Source organism: Neisseria sp. HMSC069H12, assembly GCF_001812735.1.
Classification (GTDB): domain Bacteria; phylum Pseudomonadota; class Gammaproteobacteria; order Burkholderiales; family Neisseriaceae; genus Neisseria; species Neisseria subflava.
Window position 1 is genome coordinate 1 of record NZ_KV810268.1, and the last position, 913, is coordinate 913.

The 913-nt window shown below is 43.7% G+C and carries 2 protein-coding genes; both read right to left on the reverse strand.

Features of this window, described 5'->3' with window-relative positions; translation table 11 throughout:
* A partial coding sequence (locus HMPREF2872_RS05505; protein ID WP_083311741.1) for a hypothetical protein occupies nt 1-348 on the reverse strand: 348 nt, incomplete at its 3' end.
* A 17-nt stretch (nt 349-365) separates the two neighbouring features.
* Complete coding sequence (locus tag HMPREF2872_RS05510; RefSeq protein WP_070631846.1) at nt 366-797, reverse strand: hypothetical protein; 432 nt, start codon at nt 795-797, stop codon at nt 366-368.
* Nucleotides 798-913 lie beyond the last annotated feature (116 nt).

Sequence of the window (913 nt, forward strand, 5' to 3'; positions counted from 1 at the left end):
ATCAGTCGTTACCGTCGGATCATCACAGAGTTTGTCCCGATAAGCCTCCCATTTTGAGCGGACGCTTGTGAAATACTGTTTGGATAAACCGTGCAGTTTTTTGTCTTTGGTGGCGGCCCGCCTAAATAAATCTTTATATTTTGTGTTCAATTTGCCTTCGAACTCCCTTGATGTAAGCCTCAAACAATCTTCATCCATTTGGTCAATAGGTTCGGGACAAAGATTCTTTTCCTGTTTCGGTTTAACGGCATTTGCAGCTTTATCAGATGACCCTGCTGCACCGACACAGGCAGCGGATGCCATCACGGCTAGCAGTGGCAGAATGTAACGGATTTTGTGTTTCGACATATCAGTCTCCTAAAAAATCAAAAACGTTCCAATGCCTTCAAATGAAGCTGCGTCTGTTCGATAGCGCAAAGAGTGTGAATCCGATCCGCAGGTGTTTTCAAATCGGTCGTTACCGTCGGGTCGTAACATAGTTCGTCCTGATAATCCTTCCATTTTGAGCGGATGCTTGTAAAATACTGTTTTGTCATACCATGAAGTTTTCGGTCTTTGGCAGCGGCACGTCGAAATAAATCTTTGTACTTCATGTCCAGTTTGTTTTCAAGTTTCAGCAGAGTAATTTCTAAACAATCTTCATCCATTTGGTCAACAGGTTCGGGGCAAAGATTCTTTTCCTGTTTCGGTTTAACGGCATTTGCAGCTTTATCAGATGACCCTGCTGCACCGACACAGGCAGCGGATGCCATCACGGCTAGCAGTGGCAGAATGTAACGGATTTTGTGTTTCGACATATCAGTCTCCTAAAAAATCAAAAACGTTCCAATGACTTCAAATGAAGTTTCGTCTGTTCAATGGCGCAAAGAGAATAAATCCTGTCCGCAGGTGTTTTCAAATCGGTCGTTACCGT

Coding starts and splice junctions, on each gene's coding strand:
- HMPREF2872_RS05510 (WP_070631846.1), bottom strand. CDS start 797: ATGTCGAAACACAAAATCCGTTACATTCTGCCACTGCTAGCCGTGATG.